The organism is Burkholderia sp. BKH01, assembly GCF_025685725.1.
In the GTDB taxonomy this organism is placed as follows: domain Bacteria; phylum Pseudomonadota; class Gammaproteobacteria; order Burkholderiales; family Burkholderiaceae; genus Burkholderia; species Burkholderia pyrrocinia_C.
This window is the reverse complement of record NZ_JAOTQT010000023.1, coordinates 1-22101: the sequence shown is the minus strand read 5'-3', so window position 1 is coordinate 22101 and position 22101 is coordinate 1. Positions and strand designations below refer to the sequence as shown.

Below are 22101 nucleotides of genomic sequence, written 5' to 3'. Positions count from 1 at the left end.
CGATTAGAGCGGAGGGTCGGCCGGGCGGCGATTTCCCACATGCTAGAATGCCTTTTCCAAGCCGCCGCGAACCCACAACAAATTCACATGAAAGCAGGAAGCAAGGCCGCCACGTCCGAAAGCCGCGCGCTTGCGTCCGACGCGCGGCGCAAATACGATCCCGAGCAAACCAAGCGCAACATCCTCGAGGTCGCCACGCAGGAATTCTCCGCGATGGGCCTCGCCGGTGCGCGCGTCGACGCGATCGCCGAGCGCACGAACACGACGAAGCGGATGCTCTATTACTACTTCGAAAGCAAGGAAGGCCTGTACGAGGCCGTGCTGGAGAAGGTGTACGGCGACATCCGCGCGCTCGAGCAGGAACTGCACGTCGGTGACATGGAGCCGCGCGAAGGCATGCGCCGCCTCGTCGAATTCACGTTCGACTATCACGACAAGCATCGCGACTTCGTCCGCCTCGTGTCGATCGAAAACATCCACGGCGCGAAGTATCTCGAACAGCTCAAGTCGTTCAAGAACCGCAACGTCAGTATCATCAAGACGCTCGAGGAACTGGTCGAGCGCGGCGCGGCAAGCGGCGCGTTCCGCAAGGACATCGATGCGTTCGACCTGCACCTGCTGATCAGCTCGTTCTGCTTCCACCGCGTGTCGAACCGCTACACGTTCGGCGCCGCGTTCGGCCGCGACCCGTCGGCGCCTCGCCTGCGCGCACGGCATCGCGACACGATCGCCGACGCCGTGCTGCGCTACGTCGCCGCGTAAGCGGCGGCCGGAGCAGCCGGGGGCACGAAACGTCCGTGCCCTTCGCGCGTCAACGCTTCAATCCGTCGGCGCGGTCGACGCCAGCGCGAGCCGCGCCTTCTCTTCCGGGCTTCCCGCCACGTAATACTTCTTCGCCCAGCTCGAATCGGGCGCAAGCGCGAGCCGCGCATGCGTACCCGTGCCAGCACCGTGCTGCTTCGCACTGATCGCCAGCGCCCTGGCGCGATAGTGCTCGTAGAGCCGCAGAAATTCCGCCAGATAGATTCCCGCGATCCGCTTGTCGCGAATCTCGAGCAGGTTTTCGTCGTTGTACTGCTCGGAATTGCGGCTCATGTTCGCCGAGCCCGTATAGACGACCGGATTCGCGCCTTCCGCATCGATCACGATGAACTTGTGATGGATCACGACGGGCGGATAGGCCGGCGCCGGTTCACCCGGAAACTGTCGCAATTCCGGCTCGAAGCCCTGCGGCACCGTCGCCGGCGAGAAGTACTCGGCGTCGATCACGTCGTGGTTGTCGCGGCTGCGGTGATACAGCTCGAGGTTCGCAAGCGTCGCCGCATCGAGCGGCTGGCCGGCCTGCAGCGCGGCATCGGCCTTCGTCGCGCTGCCGATGTTGATCTTGTTCACGAGCCCGAACATCATCAGCCCGCGGTCGCCGGCCGCGAAACATGCGTCGCGCAGCGCCGCGTCGGTCGGCATGAACAGGCAGAACGACACCGAATGCTTCGCGGCCGCGATCGCGGCGACGATCGTGTCGATCTCGGTGCGCTGCCCCGCCGGTTCGGGCGAGAATGCCAGCCGCACCTGCGCGCTGCCGATCGTCATCGGCGCCGACCAGCCCGGCGACAGCCGCGCCGTCTCCGCGATCGACGGATTCGCGGCCAGCGCATGCGCGCGGTCGTTGTACAGCGCGGCGAGCGCGGATGAGTCGAACGCGTGCAGCACGTTGGCCTGCTCGGTCAGCCCCTCGGTCGTGAAGTTCGCGGAACCGGTCAGCACGCGCGCGGGCGACGGGTTCGAAGGCGCATCGGTCACGATGAACTTGTCGTGCATGATGTGCGTCTTGTCGCGCGGCGCGAGCGTCGCGAGCCCTTGCAGCGCGTCGACGGCCGGCTGGTTCGGCGACGGCAGCGGCGGCTTGCCCTGGCGCGCCGTCGTGTGCGCGTCGTAGACGATCGCGAGCGACGCATCGCCGTGCTTGCGCCCGAACGCTTCGAACGCGGGCAGCGCCCACAGCGTGTCGGTCAGGTGATAGACGGCCGACGCCGCGCGCGACGCGGGGTCGAGCATCTCCGCGAACACCTGCTCCATGTCGTTCGAGAGCCAGGTGCGCAGCTTCAACGCCTGCGCCGCGCTCGGCGCCGCATTCTGCGCGAGGCCCAGCGCCGCGACCTGCTTCGCGAACGCCTGCGAACTCACCACCGCGCGGTTGAACCACGTGCCGATGCCGTCCTCGATATGCGCGGGCAGCACGACGTCGCACACGCCGGCTTGCGCGTCGAGCACCTGCAGATTGTCGGGCGTGCCGACGACCGGATAGACGTCGTAGCGGAACGACGCGCCGCGGTCCTGCGGATCGATGCGCGCGTCCCACCACATGAATTTCTGGATCGGAGCCTGGTCGGTCGGCGCGTCGCCCTGCGTGTCGGCGGCCGGGCCGTCGAACGTCAGCCGGTTCGGCAGCCAGCTGTCCGGCGCGCGCGTCTTGCCGTCGGCCGACCAGAATCCCGGCGTGCGCCGGATCGCGAAGCCGAGGAAATCGTTGCGCGACTGCGCATCGGCCCAGTCGAAGGCCAGCAGGACGAGAGTGGGGGAAAGATAGCTGCGCACGCTGACGGTCATTCGTTGCTCCCTGGCCGCGAGGCCGGTCGAAATGAATGCGTCAGTGTCGGCAGAGGTTCTTCCCGCGGAATGACGGTTCGGTGAACCTTGTATGTCGGGCGCGCGTCAGTCGCACACGAGCAGCTCGATCCCGCGTGCGGTCAGTGCGCGGCGCACAGCCTTGTCGGGTGCGCGTTCGGTCACGAGATAGCGCGCGGCGGCCGCGCCGTTGATCCGCACCGGCGTCACGCGGCCGAATTTCGAATGGTCGGCGACGATGATCGCCGTGCCGGCCGCCGCGATCATCCGGCTGCGCACTTCGGCCGCGATCCGCGAGTAGTCGGTGCACTCGCCGTCGGGCGTGATGCCACCCGCGCCGACGAACGCGAAATCGACGTGGTATTGCGCAAGCTGGTGGATCGTGTCGAGCCCGAAGGTTGCGTCCTCGTCGTCGGACAGTTCGCCGCCGAGCAGCGTCACGCGGTTGCCGTTGCGCCGCGCGAGCACGAACGCGGTGCGCCAGTCGTTCGTATAGATCGACAGCCGGTGCCGGTCGGCGAGCGCAAGCGCAACCGCGTGCGGCGTGCTGCCCGAATCGATCAGCACCGATGCGTCGTCGGGCACGAATTCGGCCGCGCGCCGCCCGATCGTGCGCTTCGCTTCGGCGTTCGCGGCTTCGCGCTCGGACAGGCTCGGTTCGCGGCGGTCGGCGGCCAGCGCACCGCCATGTGTCATCACGAGCAGGCCGCGCGCGGCGAGCGCGTTCAGGTCGCGCCGCACGGTCTCGCGCGACACGTCGAGCGAGCGCACGAGTTCCGCGACCGACAACGCGCCCGACCGTCCGAGCTCCGACAGGATGTATTGATGACGTTGTTCCGCCAGCATCGCGTGTGCGCCCGGGGCGACTGGTAATGGGTAAGCCGGGTATTGTATTACGGCCGTTTGACCGCGATTTGACCGCGGCGCGAAACACGGTCGGCCGCATTCCCCGAAAGCGAAATTCTGTATTGCCTCACGCGCGCGAATCGGCGCAGTGCCGGTTGCTACACTTTGCGCTTCCTCAAACGACAGACCAAGCAAAGGGGCCCGCACAATGTATCGCAAAGGCAGCGTGATCGAAATCCAGTTTCCGCCCGAACGACTCAACGATGCGGCCGGCGATCCGTACTGGATCGACCTGACGCTCGACGAAGCCCGCCGGCTCTACGAGCAGCTCGCCGCACGCTTCGCGACCGACGCGCGCGCCAACCAGCCGCTCGACACGTTCTCGATCGACTGAGCTCCGCCGCTTCGCGCTTGCCCGCACCGTGTGCGGTGTGGCGCCCTTCCCGTCGGCGCCTCGTCCGCGCCCCGCTCGCGCCCGCCGATAGCCGATAGCCGATAGCCGATAGCCGATAGCCGGCCCGCGCCGGATGCCGGATGCCCGGCAAGCAACGAGCGCCGGCGCATTCGCACGATGCGCGGCACGAGTGCAGGATTCGACAAGACGCCGATGCCGCTTCCCGCGATACTGGCCGACTTTACGGTCCTGTCCGGCCGCATCGCGGCCCGCCTCGCATGCTTACCTCGATCGTCGCCGCCGCTTTCGTCGCGCTGTGGTCCACCGGCTTCATCGTTGCACGGGCAATCAAGCCCTACGCCGATCCCAACCTGTTCCTGCTCGCGCGTTTCGCGGGTACGGCCGCGCTGTTCGGCGCGGTTGCGCTCGTCGCGCGCGCGCCGTGGCCGGCCCGCCGCGAGTGGCCGCGCCACCTGATCGCGGGCGCGCTGCTGCAGGGCGTCTATCTCGGCGCGAGCTACTGGGCCGTCGCGCAAGGGTTGAACGCGGGCGTGATGGCGCTGCTCGGCGCGCTGCAGCCGCTCGCCACCGCCGTGCTCGCCGTCCCGCTGTTCAACGAGCGGCTGCCCGCGCGCGGCTGGTTCGGGATGGCGCTCGGGCTCGCCGGCGTCGCGCTCGTGCTGGCGCCGAAGGTCGCGGGCGGCGTCGCGCCGCCGCCGGGCGCGGCGCCTGCGTGGTTCGTCGTTGCCGTATCGGTGCTCGCGGTCGGGTCGATCACCGCCGGTTCGCTGTACCAGAAGGGCAAGCTCGCGCAGAGCGACCTGCGCACCGCGGTCGCCGTGCAGAACTTCGGCGCCGCGATCGTCGCGGCGATCTTCGTCGTGCTGCTGCATGAAACACGCTGGATCGGCGCGCCGGCGCTGTGGGTGTCGCTCGTGTGGGGCGTCGTGTTCCTGTCCGGCGGCGCGGTCACGATGCTGATGTGGATGCTACGGCGCGGCAACGCGGCGCGCGCGACGTCACTGCTGTTCCTCGCGCCGCCGCTTGCCGCGCTGCAGGGTTACCTGCTGTTCGGCGAAACGCTCGCGGCGATCCAGCTCTTCGGCTTCGCGCTCGCGCTGGCCGGCGTCGTGCTCGCGCGGCGCTGACGCGGGCGCACATGCGCGCGGTCGTGCGGCCGCGCCGACGCTTGCCGGCAAGCTCATCGAGATCGGCCTCACGGACGCTCGTCCCGCGGCATCCTGCACCCGCCCGGCGCACCGTGCACCACGGCGATGCAGCGCGTCTCGCCGAAGCAACGCGAGGCGGCCGGATCGCACGCCCGGCGCGGCGCCCCGCCGCGATTGCGCTTATGATGGGCGCCTTGCATTTCGTTCCGGAACCACCTTCATGACATCCGCCGATTACGCCAGCCGCCAACGCGCGATCATTGCCGAACTGAACGTCGCCCCGCACTTCGACGCCGAGGCCGAGATCGCCCGCCGCGTCGAGTTCCTCGCGCAGTACCTTCGTTCAACCGGCCTGCGGACCTACGTGCTCGGCATCAGCGGCGGCGTCGATTCGTCGACGGCCGGGCGGCTCGCGCAACTGGCGGTCGAACGCCTGCGCTCCGACGACTACGATGCGCGCTTCATCGCGATGCGTTTGCCGAACGGCGTGCAGAACGACGAAGCCGACGCGCAGCGCGCGCTCGCGTTCGTGCGCGCTGACGAGGAGCTGACCGTCGACGTGAAGCCGGCCGCCGATGCGATGCTCGCGTCGCTGGTCGCATCCGGCCATGCGTTCGACACGCCCGCGCAACAGGATTTCGTGCACGGCAACATCAAGGCGCGCGAGCGCATGATCGCGCAGTACGCGGTGGCCGGCGCGCGGCGCGGCATCGTGATCGGCACCGATCACGCGGCCGAATCGCTGATGGGTTTCTTCACGAAGTTCGGCGACGGCGGCGCGGACATCCTGCCGCTCGCGGGCCTCAGCAAGCGCCGCGTGCGCGCGGTTGCCCGCGCGCTCGGCGGCGACGAAGCGATCGTGATGAAGGTGCCGACGGCCGACCTCGAGGAGTTGCGCCCGCTGCGCCCCGACGAGCACGCATACGGCGTCAGCTACGACGAGATCGACGATTTCCTCGAAGGCAAGCCGGTCAGCGACCATGTGTACGAAACGGTGCTGCGCTTCTACGACGGCTCGCGCCACAAGCGCGCGCTGCCGTACACGCCGTTCGACTGGCCGACCGCGTAAGCCGCTGCTGCGACTGAACCACCGCCGTCGCGTCGCAATCCGGCGCCGCGGCCCGGCGCGACCGGCCCACAGCGTCGGAACCCGACCGCCGCGCGCACCGTAGCGGCTACGCGCGGCAACCAAACGACGGGCAACGCTACGCGTGCCCGCCCGTCTTCTTCGCCTGCAGCGCGCGGATCCGCATCCGCGCGCCCGTATCGCTGACCGTCGTGTCGTACATCGTTGCGAGATCGCGCTTGAGCGCGGTGCGCGAGCCGCCGTCGAGATACACCATGTGCCCCGACGGATAGAACCGCGCGGACAGGTTCTGCCGCACCTTCTGGTCCTCGAGCGGCATCTGCTGCAGGTCGATCACGGTCTGGTAGAACGGCGTGACGAAATCGTACAAACCGTTCGCCGACAGCACCTTCAGGTCGACGTTCAGCGCCATCACCGCGGCGAGATCGCCGGCCGTGTAGAGGATCACGTTCCCCTGCGCATCGATGCCCTGCTGCGCACCGGTCGGGTCGATGTGGCCGAAATCCCAGTTCCGGAACGCCTGGTCGTTCAGGTCCGTGAACGCGGAATTCGACGTGAACTTCAACTGCTCGTTCAGGTAGCTGTTCCACATCGCCGTATAGACGCCCGTCACGGCCGTCATCGTCGGGTCGTTGCCGCCCGAGTTCGGGTCGATCTTGCCGGCGATGCCCGACGAGATCCCGGTCACGCGGCCGTCGTACGAGCCGAGCGCGAGCCCCTGCGCATGCAGCAGCGTCGTCAGGAACAGCGAATTGCCGCGTGCATCGTAGCCCGCGATGTCGAGGCTCCACGATTGCAGCGTCGCCGTGTCGATGCCCGTGTATTGCGACAGCTTCTGCACGGCGGCCGGGTCCGCATGCGGGGCGTTGCGCAGCGCGTTCAGGTAGTCGGTGCGCGAGAACTGCGCGACTTCCTCGACGAACGCGCCGAGATCGGTCGGCGCCGGCGTGACGCCGAGTTTCTTGTGATACCACGCGTCGGCCGCGGCGGTCGGCAACGCGCCGACCGGGTTGCCGGCCTGCCGGTAGTCGAGGATCGACGATTGCAGCGTGACGCCGTTCAGGTCGACGCCGTCCTCGTGCAGCTTGTACGCGAGCACGCAGCTGCGTGCGGTGCCGTACGATTCGCCGAACAGGTATTTCGGCGAATTCCAGCGGTTGTTCTTCGTCAGGTAGCGCTTGATGAACTGCTTCAGCGAATCCGCGTCCTGGTCGACGCCCCAGAAATTGCGGTTCTTGTTCGGCGCGACGGCCGCCGAATAGCCGGTGCCGACCGGGTTGATGAACACCAGGTCGCTGTGGTCGATCATGCTGTCCGGGTTGTCTTCCATCTGGTACGGCGCGGGCGGCGTGAAACCCGGCATCGACGTCTTGATGCGCTTCGGCGCGAACGAGCCGAGCAGCACGAACACCGCCGACGAACCGGGCCCGCCGTTATAGAAGAACGTCACGGGCCGCGTTTCCTCCTTCGCGCCGTCGGCCGTGAATGCAACGTAGAAGATCTTCGCGGCCGGCTGCGAACTGCTCGGGTCGACCGTCACGAGGTGGCCGGCCGTCGCCGTGTACGCGATGCGCTTCCCGTCGATCAGGATCGTGTGATGCGTGATCGCGGCCGCCTCGGTCGTGTCGGTCACCGAATCGTCGGGGCCGTTGCCGTACGCAACCGGATCGAAGAACGGCTGGTCGCGGCCGTGGCTCAGCGCGACCGGATTGATGGTCGGCGGCACGCCATGCGAATTGTGGTCGCCGTGATGCAGCGGATACACGCCGCCGGAAGATGCGGAATCGATGCCCATCGTGCTGCTCCTGGAGGTGAAAAAAGACGCGGGCAGGAAACCCGCGTCGAACGAAAACGCGTGTGCCGATGCGTCAGCTCGACGGCTTGCGCGCGAGGATCGCGGCAAGCTGCGCGCCGTCCGGGCTGCCGAGGCCCGTGCAGGCGTCCCAGCCCGACGCGGCCGCATACGTGCCGTTCGATCCTTTCGTGATATCGCGCAGCGCACCCGGATTCTTGTACAGCACCGGATTGACCCAGCCGGCCGAAGCACCGGCCGCCGCGTTGATCCGCGCGATCAGCGCGGCCCACAGCGGCGCGACCGCGCTCGTGCCGCCCATCACGGCGGCCGTGCCGGCGACCGATACCTCGTAGCCCGTCTGCGGCGACGCATCGGCGGCCACGTCCGGCACGCCGCGCTTCGCGAGCGGCGTGCGGCTGCCGTCGGCGCGCGTGACGGCGAGCCCCTGCTGCCACGCCGGCAGGTCGAACAGCGTGCTGATGCCGCCGCCGCCCGCGCCGCCGCCCGACGCCTCGTCGTTCCACGCGACCTCGCTGCGGATGCCTTGCCCGGGCAGCGCATCGAGCTGCGTGCCGCCGCAGCCGAGCACGTACGGGCTCGATGCGGGGAAGTCGACGTGATCGGCGCCGTCCTGCAGCCCGTCGCCCGAGCCGCTGTCGCCCGACGCCGCGCACACGGTGATCCCCTGCGCGGCCGCCGCCTGCAGCACGCGGTTGAACGCCTGCGCCGACTGCGCCTGCCAGACCGCTTCCGGGCCGCCCCAGCTGATCGAGATCACCGACGGTTTGTTGGTCGTGTCGTTGACGGCCGCGTTGACGGCCTGGATGAAGCCCGCATCGCTGTTCGGTGCGAAGTAGACCGCGATCTTCGCGGCCGGCGCGATCGCGCCGGCGATCTCGATGTCGAGCGCGACTTCGCCGTCCGGGCCGTTCGGGTCGCCGGACGGTGCATTGCGGCCGGTGCCGACGTTCACGTCGACGAGCGTCGGCGGCGTCTTGATGCCGAGCCCGCTGAAATACTGCCGGATGTCGGCCGCACGGTAGCCGCCGCCGAGTTCGACGATCGCGATGCATTGCCCGGTGCCGTCGCCGGCCGGAAAGCCGTACAGCGACGCAAGCTGGACCGGCGTGAACGTGACGCCCGCCGCGCCGCCGCGCGCGGGCGTGAACGGCGGGCGCAGCCGGAAGTGCGGCCGCGCCTGCGGGCGGCTGTCGAGGCCGAGCACGGCCGTGACGGCGTCGCCGAGATCGTCGGGCAGCGCGATCGGGCCGGTGCGGCCGCGATACTGGCCGATCGAGTGATGCTCGAAACGCTCGAGCTTCACGCCGAACGCCGCTTCGAACTGCTGGATCATGCCGGACAGCACGACGACGCTTTCAACCGGATCGACGCGATCGACCGTCAACTGGTGACGTCGCGCGAAGTCCTCGGTCTTGCGGATGTCGTCGGGATTGGCGGAGAAACGCTGCGCGAACGCGTCGCGCGACAGCGGTTTTGCCTGTGCGTCGCCAGTGGCGAGTTGGTGGACCAACGTATCGAGTTGCTCTTCTTCCTGCCGCCGCAACATGATCGTGACGTGGATGCGTTCTGCCGGATCGCACGGGCCGAGGCATTTGGACTCGGCGACGATTCGGGGTTCACGGTCGGCGTGAAGATGCCTTGCCATGTTCAGACCCTCCTTGGTACCGCGTTGCACGGAACAGCCAGGAAATCGGACATAGCCGGCGGAAGTCGGTTCCGTTCGGTCAGTCGGTTCGCAGCAGCGCGAAGTTAAGGGGAGTTTAGAACAGTCAGATGATTTGCGCGCACGCCCTTCTGCGGCGGGGCATGCGCGCGAAGGCCGGCATTGCGCGCGGCCTGCGCCGATCGGCGCATCGATACCGCGCAGCCGATGTCGACCCGCGCGGCGGCAATGCGCGGCGGCGCTCAGTCCATCGACAGGCGCAGCGCGAAACCGATCAGCGCCGCGGAAAACGTCCAGCGCTGCACCGTCTGCGCGAGCGGATGCGCACGCATCCACGCCGCGATGCGCGACGCACCGAACACGCAAGCGAGGTCGAAGCACACGCCGGCCGCCACCAGCAGCGCGCCGAGTTCGAACATCTGCACGACGACCGGCCCGGCCTGGGGCCGCACGAACTGCGGCAGCAGCACCGAGCAGAACAGCAGCGCCTTCGGGTTCAGCAGGTTCGTCAGCAACCCTTTCACGAACGACTGCCGCAGCTCGCCCGCCGCTGCCGCATCGCCGTCGCCGAGCGCGAACACAGGCGAGCGGAACACCTGGATCGCGACATACGCGAGATAAAGCGCGCCGCCGTAGCGGATCACCTCGTACAGCCACGGCGCACCGCGGATCAGTGCTGCGACGCCGCATGCGGATAGCGTCACGTGCGCGGTGCGCGCGAGCGACAGCCCGGCCGCCGCCGCCATCCCCGGCCGCACGCCGCGGCCGATGCTGGTCTGCAGCACGAGCGCCATGTCGGGCCCCGGCACCGCATAAATGGCCGCCAGCGCGGCGAGATAGATCAACAGTAAATGTGTGGAAATCATGTTCTGCCCCCGTCCTTCAATGACGATATGTTGCCGCTAAAGGTAGAGGGATTATTGGCCAACTTTGGCTCAGGATTGGCGATCCATGGGGGAATCCGCCACAATCACGGAATCAGAACACGGATTCCGCCAATATGACCGAACTCGACAAAACCGATCGCGCGATCCTCGCTGCGGTGCAGCGCGACGGCCGCGTGCCGATCGCGCGCCTCGCCGAATCCGTCGGCTTGTCCGAGACGCCTTGCGCGCGGCGCCTCAAACGTCTCGAAAACGACGGCTACATCGAACGCTACCGCGCGCAGTTATCGCGCCAGGCGCTCGGCTTCGGCGTCGTCGCATTCGTGCTGGTGCGGTTCGCGACGCACGACCGCAAGGTCGCCGACCGGTTCGAACGGGAAGTGCTGGCCATCGAGCGGATCCTGGCATGCCACAACGTCGCGGGCACGGCCGACTACCTGCTGCAGGTGGTCGCGCGCGACCTCGACGACTACGGCACGTTCGTGCGCGACTCGTTGCGGATGCTGCCGGGCGTGACGTCGATCGAATCGGCGCTGTCGCTGCGCGAGGTGAAGCACGACGCGGGGTTGCCGGTGCCGTGATCCGCGCAGCGTGCCGCGCCGATGTAACGCTCGTTCACACTGTCGGCAGCGCCGGCGTCACGCGATGTCCGGCGCCTGGTGCGCGCGCTCGAGATCCTCGAGAAACGCCTCCACGAGCGGATTACCGCGCCCGTTGTGCGCGACGACCATGTGGAACGTCACGTCGTAGCGCAGTTGCTCCGGATTGAGCGGCGCGAGCAGCCCCTGCGCGACGTACGGCGCCGCGAAGTGCTGCGGCAGGTAGCCGAGGTGGTGGCCGGACAGGATCAGCAGCGCGACGGCCTCCATGTTGTCGGCGGTCGCGGTCACGCGGTCGGGCGTCGTCGACATCTGCGCTTCCGGCAGCGGATACGAGCGCCACGCCCATTCGAAGCCCGCGACGTCGGCCGGCGTCAGCGTGCCGGCGCCGTCGAACAGCGGATGGCCGCGGCCGCAATACGCGACCTGGCGCTCGATGAACAGCGGCGTGTAGTGCAGCGACGGCACGCGGTGCCAGAAATAACCGACGGCGATCTGGATCTCGTCGCTCAGCAGCTTCTCCTCGAGATCGCCCGGCGCGCGCACGGAGATCGAGAAGCGCACGGCCTCGTCGCGCGTGCGGAACGCGGCGATCGCCTCGGCGATCCGCGCGTTCTGGCTCACCGGCGTGTGGCCGATCAGGCCGATGTTCAGCGTGCCGACCAGCTGGCGGTCCATGTGCCGCGCGGCCATCCCGAATTCATCGAGCGCCGCGAGCAGCTTGCGGCTCATCGCATGAAACCGTTCGCCCTTCGGCGTGAGCCGGAAACCGCTGCGGCCGCGCTCGCAGAGCCGGTAGCCGAGCCGCGTCTCAAGCGACGCCAACTGCGCGCTGATCGTCGATTGCCCGACGTTCAGCACGGCCTGCGCGGCCGATACGCCGCCCGCGTCCGTGACCGCGAGAAACACGCGGATCAACCGCAGATCGAGGGTCGACAGATTCCCCAGCACGCTCTTCCCCTTCCATACATCGATGGAAATCGATGTTAACGTCGATATCTTCGCATTCTTCTTTCCCGGCGGAGCGCGTAAAACTGTGCGCCAAGCCGCGTCGAATGATACGGCAACCCCACACCGGAAGAGGCGCCCCATGAACGACCACCCCCATTTCCAGCCGCTCGGCGGCAATGAAATGCCGCGCTGCGGCGGCATCGCGACGATGATGCGCCTGCCGCACGTGGCGAGCGCCGAAGGCCTCGACGCATGCTTCGTCGGCGTGCCGTTCGACCTCGGCACGTCCAACCGCACCGGCGCGCGCTTCGGCCCGCGCCAGATCCGCACCGAATCCGTGCTGCTGCGCCCGTACAACATGGCCACGCGCGCTGCGCCGTTCGATTCGCTGCAGGTTGCCGACATCGGCGACGTCGCGATCAATCCCTACAACCTGCACGATTCCATCGCGCGGATCGAAGCCGCGTACGACGCGATCCTCGAGCACGACTGCAAGCCGGTCACGCTCGGCGGCGACCATACGATCGCGCTGCCGATCCTGCGCGCGATCCACCGCAAGCACGGCAAGGTTGCATTGATCCACGTCGATGCACACGCCGACGTGAACGATACGATGATGGGCGAAAAGATCGCGCACGGCACGCCGTTCCGCCGCGCGGTCGAGGAAGGCCTGCTGCACGGCGACAAGGTCACGCAGATCGGCCTGCGCGGCACGGGTTACGCGGCCGAGGATTTCGACTGGTGCCGCGAGCAGGGCTTCCGCGTCGTCCAGGCCGAGGAATGCTGGAACAAGTCGCTCGCGCCGCTGATGGAAGAAGTGCGCGAGCGCGTCGGCGACACGCCCGTCTACATCAGCTTCGACATCGACGGTATCGATCCGGCCTACGCGCCGGGCACCGGCACGCCGGAAATCGCGGGCCTCACGGTGCCGCAGGCGCTCGAGATTATCCGCGGCGCGAAGGGGCTGAACATCGTCGGCTGCGATCTCGTCGAGGTCGCGCCGCCGTACGACCCGTTCGGCACCACCGCGCTGCTCGGCGCGAACCTCGCGTACGAGCTGCTGTGCGTGCTGCCGGGCGTCAAGTACCGCGACTGATCCCCGCAACGCACGACCCATTCCAAATCAGAAGATTCCAGAGGAGCCAATAAAAGATGGGGACTTCCGTCAAGCAACCGAAGCGGGCGGCGCTCGCTTCGTTCGTCGGCACCACGATCGAGTGGTACGACTTCTATAGCTACGCGACCGCCGCCGCCATCGTGTTCGGGCCGCTGTTCTTTCCCGGCGAAAACCGCTTCGTCAGCCTGCTCGCATCGTTCGGCTCGTTCGCGGTCGGCTTCTTCGCGCGGCCGCTCGGCGGCGTGATGTTCGGCTATCTCGGCGACCGCTTCGGCCGCAAGCGTTCGCTGCTCGCGACGCTGATGCTGATGGCCGTGTCGACGGTTGCAATCGGCCTGCTGCCGACCCATGCGCAAGCCGGTGTGATCGCGCCGATCCTGCTCGTGCTGATGCGCGTGCTGCAAGGCATCGCGGTCGGCGGCGAATGGGGCGGCGCGGTGCTGCTCGCCGGCGAGCATGCGCCCGAAGGCAAGCGCACGTTCTTCGCGTCGTTCGCGCAGCTCGGCAGCGCGAGCGGCCTGATCCTGTCGATGCTCGCGTTCGGCGCGATCAGCACGCTGTCGAAGGACGACATGATGAGCTGGGGCTGGCGCGTGCCGTTCCTCGCGAGCGCCGTGCTGCTGGTGGTCGGCTTCGTGATCCGCGCGAGCGTGTCCGAGTCGCCCGAGTTCGAGGAAATCAGGAAGAGCGGCAGCACCGCGCGCAACCCGGTGCGCGAAGCGCTCAAGTATTGGCCGCTGCTGCTGCTCGCGATCGGCGCGAACGTGTACGGCATCGCCGGCGTGTATTTCAGCAACATCTTCATGATCAGCTATGCGACGCAATTCCTGTCGCTCGACCGGTCGATGGTGCTGCATTGCATGGCGATCGTCGCGGTGCTGCAGTTCGTCGTGCAACTCGCCGCAGCATTTCTCGCGCAGCGTTTCGGCACCACGCGCGTGCTGCTGATCACCGGCGCATGGGCCGCGATCGTCCCGTTCGTGATGCTGCCGCTCGTGCACATGGGCACGCCGCTGTCGATCACGGTCGGCGTCGGCCTCGCGACGCTTGCGGAATCGGGCTACTACTCGGTGGTCGCCGGCTTCGTCAGCGGCATCTTCGTCGCGCGGATCCGCTATACGGCGATCTCGATCGCGTACCAGGTGTGCGGCGCGCTCGCCGGCGGCCTCACGCCGCTCGTCGCGACCATCATCGCGCAGAACGCCACGCCGCAATGGTGGCCGCTCGCGATCCAGTACACGAGTGCCGCCGTGCTGTCGTCGCTGTGCGTGTGGCTGATCTCGCGCCGCGTCGGCATCGACGATGCCGGTGCGCCCGGCAAGGCGAACGAGCCGCTGCCGCGCGGCGCGCGCACCGCGTAACGTCCCGCAACGGGCTGGCTGCGTCACTCGCCTGCCCGGTCATCGCTCGCATGCAAGGGGCGGCGCACCACGCCGCCCTTTTTCATTTCCCCGCCGGAAGGCCGAGCGCACGGTCAGCATCACGTTGCGCTTGTCGCCAACCATGCTGCGGAACCGGCCTGGCGAACGGATGTAATCGTCCCGACGGGCACGGCGTGCGTTATCGCACCTGGCTGCGCAGCGTCTTCGCGGCGGCGACCATGTTCGTCAGTGCCGGAATCACTTCCGCCCACTGGCGCGTCTTCAGGCCGCAGTCCGGGTTCACCCACAGGCGCTCCGCCGGAATCCGTTCAGCCGCCTTCTGCATCAGGCCGACGATGTGATCCTGCGTCGGGATGTTCGGCGAATGGATGTCATATACGCCCGGCCCGATCTCGTTCGGATACCTGAAGCTGTCGAACGCGTCGAGCAGCTCCATGTCCGAGCGCGACGTCTCGATCGTGATCACGTCCGCGTCCATGCCGGCGATCGACGCGATGATGTCGTTGAACTCCGAATAGCACATGTGCGTGTGGATCTGCGTATCGTCCTGCACGCCGTTCGCGGTGATGCGAAACGATTCGACCGCCCACTTCAGGTATTCGCCCCATTGCGCGCGGCGCAGCGGCAGCCCTTCGCGCAGCGCGGCCTCGTCGATCTGGATCACGCGCACGCCGGCCTTCTCGAGATCGAGCACTTCCTCGCGGATCGCGAGCGCCAGCTGGTAGCACGACACCGAGCGCGGCTGGTCGTCGCGCACGAACGACCAGTTCAGGATCGTCACGGGGCCGGTCAGCATGCCCTTCATCGGCTTGTTCGTCAGCGACTGCGCATACGTGATCCATTCGACTGTCATCGCCTTCGGGCGGCTGATGTCGCCGAACAGGATCGGCGGCTTCACGCAGCGCGAACCGTACGACTGCACCCAGCCGAACTGGCTGAATGCGTAGCCGTCGAGCTGCTCGCCGAAGTATTCGACCATGTCGTTGCGCTCGGCTTCGCCGTGCACGAGCACATCGAGCTCAAGCGACTCCTGTTCGCGGACGCTGCGTTCGATCTCGGCCTTCATCGCCGCGCGGTAGCCGGTTTCATCCAGCGCGCCGGCCTTGAACTGGCTGCGCGCCTGGCGGATCTCGGCCGTCTGCGGGAACGAGCCGATCGTCGTCGTCGGGAAGGCCGGCAGGTTCAGTCGCGCCGACTGCTTCGGCGCGCGCTGCGTGTAGGGGCTCGCGCGGTTGCCGAGCTGCGCGTCGATGCGCGCGATCGCGGCCTTCACCTTCGGGTTGTTCACGCGCGGTGAGCGGCGGCGCGAGTCGATCGCGGCGGCGTTCGCGGCAAGCGCATCGGCCACCTTGTCGCGGCCTTCGTTCAGCGCGGTCGCGAGCACCTTCAGCTCGTCGAGCTTCTGCAGTGCAAACGCGAGCCACGAACGGATCTCCGCGTCGAGCTTCTCCTCGCTCGCGAGATCGACCGGCACGTGCAGCAGCGAGCACGACGGCGCGAGCCACAGGCGATCGCCCAATTGCTTCGCGAGCGGTTCGAGCCAGTCGAGCGTCGCGTTCAGGTCCGTCTTCCAGATGTTGCGGCCGCTGATCGCGCCGACCGACAGCACGCGCTCGGCCGGCAGCTCGCGCACCAGTGCGTCGACCTCGTCGCGTGCATTGATTGCGTCGACATGCAGGCCGTCGACGGGCAGCGAGCTCGCGAGCGTCAGGTTGTCCTGAAGCTGGCCGAAGTACGTGGCAAGCAGCAGCTTGATGCGGCGCGTCTCCAGCGCCGCATACGCGGTGCGGAACGCCTGCCGCCATTCGGCGTCGAGTTCGGTGACGAGAATCGGTTCGTCGAACTGCACCCATTCGACGCCCTGCGCGGTCAACGTATCGAGCAGCGCGCCATACACGGGCAGCAGCTTCGGCAGCAGCGCGAGACGATCGGAATCGTCCTTCTCCTTGCCGAGCCACAGGTACGTGACGGGGCCGATGATCACCGGCTTGGCATTCACGCCCTGCGCCTTGGCTTCGGCCAGCTGCAGCAGCAGGCGCGACGGGTCGAGCGAGAAGTTCGTGTCCGCGTGGAATTCCGGCACGATGTAGTGATAGTTCGTGTCGAACCACTTCGTCATTTCACCGGCCGAGACACCACCGCAGCACGCCGCGTGCTCTTGCGCCGACTGAGCCGAACGGCCGCGCGCAACGCGGAAATAATTGTCGAGCACGTCGCCATGGAAGCCCTGCACGCGCTTCGGCAGGTTGCCGAGCGTGAAGCTCATGTCGAGCACCTGGTCGTAGAACGCGAAATCGCCGATCGGCGCGAGATCGAGATCGCGCTGTTCGTGCCAGTGACGCTGGCGCAGCTCGGCGCCGAGTGCCTTCAGCTCGTCGCGCGACGATTCGCCCTTCCAGTAGCGTTCGAGACCGAACTTGAGTTCGCGCTTCGCGCCGATGCGCGGAAAACCGAGGTTGTGTGTCGTAACCATGAAGCTGCCGTCCAGATGAAATAGAAGATCCGGCAACCATGATAGGGATTTCAAAACATGAAATAAAATGGCATTATTTCATTCATCCATTAAATTTATTCATGCATCTGTCAGGCGAGCGATATCCATGCTGGAACGATTCCATCTCGTCGTCATTCGCGAAGTCGAGCGTCAGGGCTCGCTGACCGCGGCCGCCAATGCGCTGCATCTCACGCAGTCGGCGCTTAGCCATACCGTCCGGAAAATCGAGCAGCAGCTCGGCACGCCGATCTGGGATCGGGAAGGACGCGGCCTGCGGCTCACGCAGGGCGGGCAGTATCTGCTGAAGCTGGCGAACCGGCTGCTGCCGCAGTTCGAGCTCGCCGAGGAGCGGATGAAGCAGTACGCGAAAGGCGAGCGCGGCACGCTACGCATCGGGATGGAGTGCCACCCGTGCTACCAGTGGCTGCTGAAGGTCGTGTCGCCGTATCTGTCGCGCTGGTCCGACGTCGACGTGGACGTGAAGCAGCGCTTCCAGTTCGGCGGCATCGGTGCGCTGTTCGGCTATGACATCGACGTGCTCGTCACGCCCGATCCTCTGAACAAGCCGGGCCTGCGCTTCGATCCCGTGTTCGATTACGAGCAGGTGCTGGTGGTCGCCGATTCACACCGGTTCGCGAACGCCGATTACGTGACGCCCGAGCAACTGACCGACGAGATCCTGATCACCTATCCGGTCGAAACCGACCGGCTCGACATCTACAACCAGTTCCTGACGCCGGCCGGCATCGTGCCGAGGCGGCACAAGTCGATCGAGACGACCGACATCATGCTGCAGATGGTCGCGAGCGGGCGCGGCGTGGCCGCGCTGCCGAGATGGCTCGCCGACGAATACGCGGACCGGATGCCGGTCGTGCCGGTCAAGCTCGGCAAGAAGGGGATCGCGAAGCAGATCTTCCTCGGCATCCGCGAGGCGGATGCATCGATCGACTATCTGGCCGCTTTCGTCGCGCTTGCGCGCGAATCGACGTGGAGCGCGCCGCGCATGCTGCGGTAGGCGCGCCCCGTTGCAATGCGCGTCAGGCGGTGCGCATGCCGATGCGTTCGTCGCGCTCGACCCAGGCGCCGAACAGCAGGCCGATCGTCGCCCACATGATCGCCTGCATGCCGATGGCCGCGACGCGGAACTTCCACAGCTCGGCGGCCGGCACTTCGTTGATCGACGGCAGCCCGAGTTGCACGGCCGCGATGACACGGAAACTGGCGCGGCGAGCGGCTGTACGACCTCGCACACGACCTGCCGAAAGAACTGGGCGCGTGGATCGCCGATCCGTCCGCGTCGCCGCACGGCGGCGAATCGTTCGAAGGCACCGCTCGCCGCGTCGGCACATGGTTGAACGCGCTGCCGCCCGGCCGCGACATCGTCGCGATCACGCATGCGGCGATCGTTCGCGCAGCCGTCGCGCATGTGCTGAGGATGGATCCCGACGCTGCGACCCGCATCGACGTCGCGCCGCTGTCGTGCATGACGTTCGTTGCATCGCCGCACGGCAGGACCTTGATTGCGAACGACGATCGGTGCCGCCGACATGTACGGGCTGCCCGCGTCGACGACACACGTGCTGTCATCGGGCGTCGCGGGCACGATGGCGGCGAACGGGTCCGGGTTGCAATGGAGTACGGTGCGCAGCCTCGTACTCGCGTGGGTACTGACGCTGCCGGCGTCGATCGCACTTGCGGGCGGGCTCTACTGGTTGTTCCGGTCGCTGGCCTGATCGGGGACGCTGCAGGTGGCCGGCGGAAGCCGGCCGACCGCTGTTGAAGATTCGACCCTCGCTTCTTCGCTTCTTCGCTCCGACATATCGACGCATTCGGTACGTCCATGCAACGTCGCGAGCGTTCAACCTCTTCATTTTCCGAATTGGAGCGCAAGATCTGGAGCGCGCCGGCGCGCGGACATCGCTAGACTGGGTTCATCAACTCTCATCGTGGATTCACCCGTGCGTGCGACGTTTCCTGAGCATTCCACGCGATCGCACGGCGCCACACTGCTGACGAACGAGGTACGCCCGTGAACATCGCCGATCTGCAACCTGCCGTCGAATCGCTGGACATCGCACAACGCGTCGACACAGTCGACTGGACGACCGTCGACGCCGAACTCGATCGCTACGGATGCGCGCGCGTGCCGGGCCTGATCTCGGCAAACGAGTGCGATGCGCTCGCATCGCTCTATCCGCGTGATGCGCTCTATCGTTCACGCGTCGTGATGGCGCGGCACGGATTCGGGCGCGGCGAATACAAGTACTTCGCGTATCCGCTGCCCGCGATCGTCGCGGAGCTGCGTAGGACCATCTACCCGCATCTCGCGCCGATCGCGAATCGCTGGAACCAGGCACTCGGGATCGACGTCCGCTATCCGAAAGACCACGCGATCTTCCTCGACCGCTGCCACGCCGCGGGACAGACACGACCGACACCGCTGATTCTTCAATACGGTCTCGACGACTACAACTGCCTCCATCAGGATCTGTATGGCGAGCACGTGTTTCCGCTGCAGGCCGCGATCCTGCTATCGGCGCCGGGTCGCGACTTCACCGGAGGAGAGTTCGTGTTGACGGAACAGCGGCCACGCATGCAGTCGCGTGCAGAAGTGGTGCCGCTGACGCAAGGCGACGCGGTGATCTTCGCCGTGCACGGCAGGCCCTTACAGGGAACGCGCGGCGTCTATCGCGTCAACCTGCGCCACGGCGTAAGCCGGATAAGAAGCGGACACCGCCATACGGTCGGCATCATCTTCCATGACGCGCAGTGACGGTAATCGGGACGAACACGATACGGTCGTGCGGTTGATCACGCCGGTGGGTTCGCGCGGGGAACGCCGCGCGTCTGTCGCGCCAGTCGCGTGTGATCGCTCCAAGGACGTTACGGCCACGCATCGCCGCACGATCTGCCAGCTAGTCCACTGCGACGGACGACAGCATTCGCCGCCCGTCAGGTCATCACAGCCGTGACGATTCGACGTTGCTGGCGAGCGACAGGAAACAAAACACTCACCTGCCGCGACACAAGATCGATTAGCAGTCCGGCCTACCCCCGCGCCATATTCGCCCGCAGCCGGTCGCCTGCGTCGGCGGCCAATCGCGCGTAGCCCGGCAACGTCAGCAGTGCGAGCAGGCCCGCCGCGACGAATGCCCAGCGGAAATCCTCGAGCACGTAATGCATGCCGGCCGCGTCGCCACGCACCAACGCAGCGAGCCGCAGCGACAACGCACCGAACGCGATCCCCATCCCGATCGTCATCTGCTGCGCAGCGCTCCATAACGTGCTGGCCGCGCTCGTCTGGTGAGCCGGGATATCCGCATAGGCCAGCGTCGCGAGCGTCGTGAACTGCATCGACCGCGTCAGCCCGTAGACGAATACGATGAACAGCGTGATCGTCAGCGGCGTCGATGCAGTCAACCAGCCGCACGCGATCGTGAAGATACCGACGATCGTCACGTCGACGAGCGCGACGCGCCGGAAGCCGTAGCGATCGAGGATCCACGACGTTCCGGCCTTCATGCCGAGATTGCCGAGCGCGCTCGCGAGCAGCAGCAGGCCCGACTGGAACGGCGACAGCCCGAAACCGATCTGGAACAGCAGCGGCAGCAGGTACGGCACGGCGTTGATCGCCATCCGCGTGATCGAGCCGGTGATCACCGTCACCGAGAAGGTCGGCACCTTCAGCGTCGTGAAATCGAGCAACGGATGCGCGCAACGCCGCGCATGCAACCATGCGGCCATGCCGAACAGCGCGCTCGCGCCCACCAGGACGGCCGCGCGCGTGAAGTGGACATCCTGCTGGCCGGCCGCCTCGGTGCCGATCAACAGACAGGTCAGTGCTCCGCCGGCCAGCACGAAGCCGCCCCAATCGAGCGGCCGCTGCTCGTCGGCCCGCGTATTCCGGACGATCAGCCAGGTACAGGCGAGCGCGGCGATACCGAACGGAACATTCAACAGGAAGATCCATCGCCATGACGCATAGGTCGTGATGAAGCCGCCGATCGGGGGCCCGACGACGGGCGCAACGATGCCCGGCCACGTGATCGTCGCGATCGCTCGCATCAGCTTTGCCTTCTCGGTGCTGCGCACGACGATCATCCGTCCGACCGGCACCATCATCGCCCCGCCGACACCCTGCAGCAGTCGCGCTGCCGTGAACGTCACGACGCCATCGGACAGCCCGCACAGCACCGATGCGCCGGTAAAGACGACGATCGCACTGGCGAACACGGTACGCGATCCATATCGATCCGCGATCCAGCCGCTGATCGGGATAAACACTGCAAGCGCAAGCATGTAGGCCGTCATCCCGAGGCTCAGCGCGTTCGGCCCGACGCCAAACGAGTGTGCCATTTGCGGCAGCGCGGTCGCGATCACGGTCGTGTCGAGGTACTCCATGAAGAACGTTGCGGCGACGAGGTACGGCAAGAAGTCGGTCGTCCGACCACCTTGGGCAGGGCTGTCAATCATGAACGGTGCAGGAGACGGAATGCGGAAAACACCGACCACCAACAGGTGCAGACAAGCACCGGGGATCGGGGCGAATGGCGATATTACCCCGAAGGGCTTGCTCTTCGCTTCGCCAGCTCATGTCGCACGAATGCACTTTATGCGCATAGATTTCGGGGACGGTTTCGTGCTGCGTTCGCTGAATGACGTGCTCGAACAGGTCGAGGCGAAGCGTAGAAGGATGGGGATAAGGCTGGATGAGTTTCGCAGTTAAGCGTCATTTATCGTGCATTTCCGATGAACGTCGCCCATCAGCGGCCATCACGACACCATCTTTGGATGCATCGGTATCAGCCAAGCGCTAACTGGAACTGCATCGATGCAATGGCACCTGAAGATTTCAGCGGCGCAGAACTGCGGATCACTCGATAACGGTTGACCCGCCTCAATCGAGGCCTTCGGCGCTCCTGTTCCGACCACGCTACTTCGTGCCCGGCCGACCCGCATTTTGGTGCGGGTGCCTGATCGGCTCGACTGTCGGCCTGATGACGCCATCGGCGCCCTAGTTCCGGTCACGCTGCCGTTGACTTAGCCGGCCCGCATTTTGTCCGCGCCAATGCAA

At 66.8% G+C, this 22101-nt stretch carries 17 protein-coding genes and 3 pseudogenes; 11 read left to right on the top strand and 9 right to left on the bottom strand.

Annotated elements, in window-relative coordinates:
* Positions 1–87 precede the first annotated feature (87 nt).
* Complete coding sequence (locus OEJ37_RS26605; protein ID WP_174417957.1) at positions 88–762, top strand: TetR family transcriptional regulator; 675 nt, start codon at positions 88–90, stop codon at positions 760–762.
* Between the two features lie 57 nt (positions 763–819).
* On the opposite strand, the gene OEJ37_RS26600 is transcribed toward OEJ37_RS26605, so the two are convergent.
* Positions 820–2607 carry a phospholipase D-like domain-containing protein gene (locus tag OEJ37_RS26600; RefSeq protein WP_263347126.1) on the bottom strand — a complete coding sequence of 596 codons (1788 nt, stop codon included), beginning with the start codon at positions 2605–2607 and terminating at the stop codon, positions 820–822.
* 105 nt (positions 2608–2712) lie between these two features.
* The gene (locus tag OEJ37_RS26595; protein WP_175918620.1) at positions 2713–3471 is read right to left on the bottom strand and encodes a DeoR/GlpR family DNA-binding transcription regulator; all 759 of its coding nucleotides are present in this window, start codon (positions 3469–3471) and stop codon (positions 2713–2715) included.
* 208 nt (positions 3472–3679) lie between these two features.
* Here OEJ37_RS26595 and OEJ37_RS26590 point away from each other — a divergent pair, with 208 nt between their 5' ends.
* The 3 genes from OEJ37_RS26590 (at position 3680) to nadE (ending at position 6103) form a co-directional block, all read left to right on the top strand.
* Positions 3680–3865, top strand: a complete 186-nt coding sequence (locus tag OEJ37_RS26590; RefSeq protein ID WP_006480515.1) for a hypothetical protein — start codon at positions 3680–3682, stop codon at positions 3863–3865.
* Positions 3866–4143: 278 nt separating this feature from the next.
* A complete protein-coding gene (locus tag OEJ37_RS26585) occupies positions 4144–5013 on the top strand; it encodes a DMT family transporter (RefSeq protein ID WP_065501128.1) in 870 nt (289 codons plus the stop codon).
* A gap of 241 nt (positions 5014–5254) precedes the next feature.
* A complete protein-coding gene (nadE, locus tag OEJ37_RS26580) occupies positions 5255–6103 on the top strand; it encodes an ammonia-dependent NAD(+) synthetase (protein ID WP_263347123.1) in 849 nt (282 codons plus the stop codon).
* Between the two features lie 136 nt (positions 6104–6239).
* Here nadE and OEJ37_RS26575 read toward each other — a convergent pair whose 3' ends face one another.
* The 3 genes from OEJ37_RS26575 to OEJ37_RS26565 form a co-directional block, all read right to left on the bottom strand.
* A complete protein-coding gene (locus tag OEJ37_RS26575) occupies positions 6240–7916 on the bottom strand; it encodes a S10 family peptidase (RefSeq protein ID WP_175918621.1) in 1677 nt (558 codons plus the stop codon).
* Between the two features lie 73 nt (positions 7917–7989).
* Complete coding sequence (locus OEJ37_RS26570) at positions 7990–9582, bottom strand: protease pro-enzyme activation domain-containing protein (protein WP_263347119.1); 1593 nt, start codon at positions 9580–9582, stop codon at positions 7990–7992.
* Positions 9583–9842: 260 nt separating this feature from the next.
* The gene (locus tag OEJ37_RS26565; protein ID WP_175918622.1) at positions 9843–10466 is read right to left on the bottom strand and encodes a LysE family translocator; all 624 of its coding nucleotides are present in this window, start codon (positions 10464–10466) and stop codon (positions 9843–9845) included.
* A 134-nt stretch (positions 10467–10600) separates the two neighbouring features.
* Between OEJ37_RS26565 and OEJ37_RS26560 the strand changes: the two genes are divergently transcribed.
* Positions 10601–11065, top strand: a complete 465-nt coding sequence (locus tag OEJ37_RS26560; RefSeq protein ID WP_174417963.1) for an Lrp/AsnC family transcriptional regulator — start codon at positions 10601–10603, stop codon at positions 11063–11065.
* A gap of 57 nt (positions 11066–11122) precedes the next feature.
* Here the strand turns inward: OEJ37_RS26560 and OEJ37_RS26555 are convergent, their stop codons facing one another.
* The gene (locus tag OEJ37_RS26555; protein ID WP_174417964.1) at positions 11123–12034 is read right to left on the bottom strand and encodes a LysR family transcriptional regulator; all 912 of its coding nucleotides are present in this window, start codon (positions 12032–12034) and stop codon (positions 11123–11125) included.
* Positions 12035–12173: 139 nt separating this feature from the next.
* On the opposite strand from OEJ37_RS26555, the gene speB reads away from it, so the two are divergent.
* Complete coding sequence (speB, locus tag OEJ37_RS26550; RefSeq protein ID WP_263347115.1) at positions 12174–13130, top strand: agmatinase; 957 nt, start codon at positions 12174–12176, stop codon at positions 13128–13130.
* A gap of 56 nt (positions 13131–13186) precedes the next feature.
* Positions 13187–14512 carry an MFS transporter gene (locus OEJ37_RS26545; RefSeq protein ID WP_263347113.1) on the top strand — a complete coding sequence of 442 codons (1326 nt, stop codon included), beginning with the start codon at positions 13187–13189 and terminating at the stop codon, positions 14510–14512.
* A gap of 199 nt (positions 14513–14711) precedes the next feature.
* Here the strand turns inward: OEJ37_RS26545 and metE are convergent, their stop codons facing one another.
* The gene (metE, locus tag OEJ37_RS26540) at positions 14712–17006 is read right to left on the bottom strand and encodes a 5-methyltetrahydropteroyltriglutamate--homocysteine S-methyltransferase (RefSeq protein ID WP_263347109.1); all 2295 of its coding nucleotides are present in this window, start codon (positions 17004–17006) and stop codon (positions 14712–14714) included.
* 127 nt (positions 17007–17133) lie between these two features.
* Here metE and OEJ37_RS26535 point away from each other — a divergent pair, with 127 nt between their 5' ends.
* Positions 17134–18042, top strand: a complete 909-nt coding sequence (locus tag OEJ37_RS26535; RefSeq protein WP_263347107.1) for a LysR family transcriptional regulator — start codon at positions 17134–17136, stop codon at positions 18040–18042.
* Positions 18043–18064: 22 nt separating this feature from the next.
* On the opposite strand, the pseudogene OEJ37_RS26530 reads toward OEJ37_RS26535, so the two are convergent.
* Positions 18065–18238, bottom strand: a pseudogene (locus OEJ37_RS26530) (CbtA family protein); the annotation flags it as partial.
* Here OEJ37_RS26530 and OEJ37_RS26525 point away from each other — a divergent pair.
* The 3 genes and pseudogenes from OEJ37_RS26525 to OEJ37_RS26515 all read left to right on the top strand — a co-directional run.
* Positions 18238–18564: pseudogene (locus tag OEJ37_RS26525) on the top strand (histidine phosphatase family protein); the annotation flags it as partial. The pseudogenes OEJ37_RS26530 and OEJ37_RS26525 overlap by 1 nt on opposite strands.
* Positions 18557–18760, top strand: a pseudogene (locus tag OEJ37_RS26520) (inorganic phosphate transporter); the annotation flags it as partial. The pseudogenes OEJ37_RS26525 and OEJ37_RS26520, both read left to right, overlap by 8 nt.
* Before the next feature lie 296 nt (positions 18761–19056).
* Positions 19057–19800: a 2OG-Fe(II) oxygenase gene (locus tag OEJ37_RS26515; RefSeq protein WP_263347106.1), complete on the top strand. Its 744-nt coding sequence runs from the start codon at positions 19057–19059 to the stop codon at positions 19798–19800.
* Between the two features lie 275 nt (positions 19801–20075).
* Here OEJ37_RS26515 and OEJ37_RS26510 read toward each other — a convergent pair whose 3' ends face one another.
* Positions 20076–21500, bottom strand: a complete 1425-nt coding sequence (locus tag OEJ37_RS26510; RefSeq protein WP_175918627.1) for a DHA2 family efflux MFS transporter permease subunit — start codon at positions 21498–21500, stop codon at positions 20076–20078.
* Between the last annotated feature and the right edge of the window lie 601 nt (positions 21501–22101).

What these genes read in the sequence shown, in the direction of transcription:
- OEJ37_RS26570 (WP_263347119.1), bottom strand. Translation starts at nt 9,582, where the DNA reads ATGGCAAGGCATCTTCACGCCGACCGTGAACCCCGAATCGTCGCCGAG.
- OEJ37_RS26535 (WP_263347107.1), top strand. Translation starts at nt 17,134, where the DNA reads ATGCTGGAACGATTCCATCTCGTCGTCATTCGCGAAGTCGAGCGTCAG.
- OEJ37_RS26510 (WP_175918627.1), bottom strand. Translation starts at nt 21,500, where the DNA reads ATGATTGACAGCCCTGCCCAAGGTGGTCGGACGACCGACTTCTTGCCG.
- nadE (WP_263347123.1), top strand. Translation starts at nt 5,255, where the DNA reads ATGACATCCGCCGATTACGCCAGCCGCCAACGCGCGATCATTGCCGAA.
- OEJ37_RS26565 (WP_175918622.1), bottom strand. Translation starts at nt 10,466, where the DNA reads ATGATTTCCACACATTTACTGTTGATCTATCTCGCCGCGCTGGCGGCC.
- OEJ37_RS26600 (WP_263347126.1), bottom strand. Translation starts at nt 2,607, where the DNA reads ATGACCGTCAGCGTGCGCAGCTATCTTTCCCCCACTCTCGTCCTGCTG.
- OEJ37_RS26545 (WP_263347113.1), top strand. Translation starts at nt 13,187, where the DNA reads ATGGGGACTTCCGTCAAGCAACCGAAGCGGGCGGCGCTCGCTTCGTTC.
- OEJ37_RS26595 (WP_175918620.1), bottom strand. Translation starts at nt 3,471, where the DNA reads ATGCTGGCGGAACAACGTCATCAATACATCCTGTCGGAGCTCGGACGG.
- speB (WP_263347115.1), top strand. Translation starts at nt 12,174, where the DNA reads ATGAACGACCACCCCCATTTCCAGCCGCTCGGCGGCAATGAAATGCCG.
- OEJ37_RS26590 (WP_006480515.1), top strand. Translation starts at nt 3,680, where the DNA reads ATGTATCGCAAAGGCAGCGTGATCGAAATCCAGTTTCCGCCCGAACGA.
- OEJ37_RS26605 (WP_174417957.1), top strand. Translation starts at nt 88, where the DNA reads ATGAAAGCAGGAAGCAAGGCCGCCACGTCCGAAAGCCGCGCGCTTGCG.
- OEJ37_RS26560 (WP_174417963.1), top strand. Translation starts at nt 10,601, where the DNA reads ATGACCGAACTCGACAAAACCGATCGCGCGATCCTCGCTGCGGTGCAG.
- OEJ37_RS26575 (WP_175918621.1), bottom strand. Translation starts at nt 7,916, where the DNA reads ATGGGCATCGATTCCGCATCTTCCGGCGGCGTGTATCCGCTGCATCAC.
- metE (WP_263347109.1), bottom strand. Translation starts at nt 17,006, where the DNA reads ATGGTTACGACACACAACCTCGGTTTTCCGCGCATCGGCGCGAAGCGC.
- OEJ37_RS26585 (WP_065501128.1), top strand. Translation starts at nt 4,144, where the DNA reads ATGCTTACCTCGATCGTCGCCGCCGCTTTCGTCGCGCTGTGGTCCACC.